This is a genomic window from Methanobrevibacter sp. (assembly GCF_030539555.1).
Classification (GTDB): Archaea; Methanobacteriota; Methanobacteria; order Methanobacteriales; family Methanobacteriaceae; genus Methanocatella.
This window is the reverse complement of record NZ_JAUNXX010000107.1, coordinates 1-3,471: the sequence shown is the minus strand read 5'-3', so window position 1 is coordinate 3,471 and position 3,471 is coordinate 1. Positions and strand designations below refer to the sequence as shown.

The window sequence follows — 3,471 nt, the reverse complement described above, 5'->3', positions numbered from 1 at the left end:
GTTTTCCGAGATTGTTGGGCAATATTTTGAAGTTTCCACCATTCCTCAAATCCACAAGATTTTGGATATTGAGTAGTTTTGTTTTTAATATATTGATTTATTTTTAAAGGAAATATAATTATATTAGAGGTGTGAAAATGAAAGATAAAACATCCATTAACAGAAAATCAAACACAGGCGCAATTGAACGTGAAACTAAAGTTCATGATAAAGAAGGAGATATCATGGCTATTGCAACTAGAGACGTAGTTTCAATCCCTCCTTCAAAAAGTATCAAAGATACTGCTAAAATAATGATGGAACATGAATTTAGAAGATTACCAATTACCGACCCTGGTTCTGGTAAAGTGTTGGGTATTGTAACAGTAATGGATATATTGGACTTCTTTGGTGGAGGAAGCAAATTTAACATTATTGAAAAAAAATACGAAGACAACTTCTTAGCAGCTATCAATGAACCTATTAGAGAAATCATGACACGTGATGTAATTTCATTATCCAATAAGGCTTCAATTGCAGAAACTATTGAAACAATGTTAGCAAATCAATTAGGTGCTATTCCTCTTGTTGATGGTGATGAAAAACTTGTTGGTATTGTAACTGAAAGAGACATTGCATTATCTTTAGCAGGTATTGCTTCTAAAGAAACTGCACAAGATTATATGAGTACTAAAGTATTCACAACCACTCCTGGAACTCCTCTTGAAAGTGCATGTAAAATCATGGTAAGAAATGGTTTAAGAAGAATTCCGATTGTAGGTGGTGAAGCAGACATTTCCAAAGCTGCTAAAAAATTATTAGGTATTGTTACATCTACCGATATTATAAGATTCTTAAACGCAAAAGAATTATTTGATAATTTAAATTCCAATTTAGCTACTGATGTTTTAAAAACAATAATTTCAGAAATAATGGTTAAAGAACCAGTCACAGTAGATCCAAACATCACTATCGGTGAGTTATGTGAATTATTTGCTGAAAAAAATATTGGTGGTGTTCCAGTAGTTAAAAATGATAAAGTAATGGGAATTATCACTGAAAGAGATATTTTAAGAGCAGTTAAAAGATATTAAACATTTATAGGAGATGATAATATGCAAATTAAGAATTTGATGTCTGAAGACTTAATCACTGTAGACAAAGATCAAAATCTTACTGATGCCTTAAAATTGTTACGTAAACATAATGTATCTCGTTTACCAGTAACCAATAACAAAGAACTAGTTGGTATTATCTCAGAAAGGGATATTGCCAATAAACTTGGTTCCTCAAAATATGAAAGTATGCCTGCATCAAGACTTCATATTTCATCTGTAATGGTTAAAGATGTAATTACAGTTCCTCAAACAATGCAATTGGGTGATGTTGCAAAGATAATGTTGGACAAAGGCATCGGTTCAGTTCCAGTCATGGATGAAGAAAAAATGGTTGGAATTGTTTCTAAAGCAGATTTTGTTACTTTAGCTACTGGAATTGCATTTGATAAGATAACTGTAAAAGAAATAATGTCTAAAGATTTAATAGTGGTGTCTCCAACTGAAAGAATCGTTCATGCAAGAAGACAAATGATCGAGTCTCATGTTGGTAGATTGCCTGTTGTTGAAGATGAAAAACTTCTTGGAATGATTACTTCTAAGGATTTGATGAGGGCATTCATCGAATTTAGAAAATCCGTTCCCGAAAAATACCAAAAATCTCAAATTAAAGATCTTCTGGTTGAAGATATCATGTCTTCAAATCCAACTTTCGTTTCAAGAGACATGACTATAACTGAAGTGTCTGAAATCATAATGGAAACAGGTTTTAATGGATTGCCTGTCGTTGATGATGGGAAAGTTATTGGTATTATAACACAAACTGATATTTTAAGACTAATTGAAAAATTAGAATCTTAAATATCCTTTTTTTTATTTTTTTGGAGGAGTTAATATAACACGGATATCATTTTTAGGACCTAAAGGAACATTTACCCATGAAGCGGCCAACATTGTAGGGGATGAGTTAATTCCATATTGTACTATTCCGGCAGTAATGGAAAGTGTAAAAAATGGAGATTGTTCATTAGGTGTTGTTCCGATAGAAAATTCAATAGAAGGTCCTGTAGGGATTACTTTGGATTCTTTAGCTCACAAATATGATTTAAAAATATTTAAAGAAATTATCATCCCAATCAATCAGAATTTAATCGTTAATCCTGGAACAAAACTTGAAGATATTAAAGATGTGTATTCTCACTCTCAGGCCATATCTCAATGTCAGGAGTTTATTAGTGAAAATAAAATCCAACCTCATTATGCTGTAAGTACAGCTAGAGCAGCTAAAAGTATTATTGGGGATAAATCAAAAGCAGCTATCGGCAACTCAAAAGTTGTTGACTTATATGGTTTAGAGATTTTAAGGTCAAATATTCAAGATACAGACAATAATGAAACCCGATTTGTTGTTCTTTCAAAAAAAAGTCATGAAATGACTGGAAACGATAAAACTTCAATTATTTTTTCCATATTTGAAGATCGTCCTGGTCAATTGTATCACATTTTAGGAATTTTTGAAAGAGAAAATATAAATTTAACTAAAATCGAATCCAGACCCTCTAAAAAAGGTTTGGGAAAATATTTATTCTTCGTTGATTTTAATGGTCATAAAGATGAAAGTGTAGTTCAAAACATCTTAAAAGAAATTGAAGAAAATACTTATTTTTTAAAAGTTTTGGGTTCCTATCCTGAATTTTAGGTAAACTTATAAATTAATGTTGATATATATTATAATATTATTAAATTCAGGGAGGGTAGGAATGTCTGATGATAGAGAAAAACTTCTTAGAATTATGAGCAGTTTGGAGAAAGATTATCGGTCTGGTAAAATTTCAGCCGAAAAATATAGTTATTTTCGTTCTAAATATGAGGATAAACTAAATACTATTGATGCCCAAGCAGCTACTAGAAGAATTAGGTCTATGCAAGGTAAACCTGCCGATAATAAAAAGAAAAGAAGAAGTAGAAAGTCTACCAAAAATAAAAAGAAAGAAGAACAGGATTTGGTTCAAAAATACATTATCAACCCTAAAAAGGGTGATGCCAAATACAATAAACGTGAAAAATCTTCAATGGATAGCGGTACATTCAAGCTATTTTTATTATTAGTATTGGTCATTGCTTTTACAGCAGGTGTTGCTTATGGTATTTTTAATTTTGACTTTGATACATTATCTCAAACTAACTCTGTAGCGGTTGTACAAGATACAGCATTCCCTGAATTTACTCAAAATACTGCTGCAAATACCACCACATCTTCATCTCAAACTTCCTATACTAATTATAGTTCTACTAGTTCAAGTTCGGATTCCTCGTATAGTAATGTTGAAACCACGTCAGATTCTTCAAGTAGTTCTAGTTATGATTCCGGCCCTACTTCATCAGATAGTAGTTATTCTTCTGACAGTAGTTCAAGTAGTTCTGATAGCAGTTATTC

Annotated in this window: 4 protein-coding genes and 1 pseudogene; all 5 read left to right on the top strand. The window is 31.5% G+C overall.

Translation table 11 applies throughout. The features are described from left to right. Positions 1 to 76 (top strand): annotated as a pseudogene (locus Q4Q55_RS10050) (7-carboxy-7-deazaguanine synthase QueE); the annotation flags it as partial. Positions 77 to 137: 61 nt separating this feature from the next. Beyond that, the gene (locus tag Q4Q55_RS10045) at positions 138 to 1,073 is read left to right on the top strand and encodes a CBS domain-containing protein (protein WP_303372667.1); all 936 of its coding nucleotides are present in this window, start codon (positions 138 to 140) and stop codon (positions 1,071 to 1,073) included. Positions 1,074 to 1,094: 21 nt separating this feature from the next. Further along, positions 1,095 to 1,895 (top strand): CBS domain-containing protein, encoded by an 801-nt coding sequence (locus tag Q4Q55_RS10040; RefSeq protein ID WP_303372666.1) that lies wholly within the window; start codon positions 1,095 to 1,097, stop codon positions 1,893 to 1,895. Positions 1,896 to 1,929: 34 nt separating this feature from the next. Continuing rightward, complete coding sequence (gene pheA / locus Q4Q55_RS10035) at positions 1,930 to 2,733, top strand: prephenate dehydratase (RefSeq protein WP_303372668.1); 804 nt, start codon at positions 1,930 to 1,932, stop codon at positions 2,731 to 2,733. 223 nt (positions 2,734 to 2,956) lie between these two features. Beyond that, a partial coding sequence (locus Q4Q55_RS10030) for an endoglucanase (protein ID WP_303372665.1) occupies positions 2,957 to 3,471 on the top strand: 515 nt, incomplete at its 3' end.

Bases quoted from the DNA above. Each gene is read 5' to 3' on its own strand.
- Q4Q55_RS10040 (WP_303372666.1), top strand. From the start codon at position 1,095: ATGCAAATTAAGAATTTGATGTCTGAAGACTTAATCACTGTAGACAAA.
- Q4Q55_RS10045 (WP_303372667.1), top strand. From the start codon at position 138: ATGAAAGATAAAACATCCATTAACAGAAAATCAAACACAGGCGCAATT.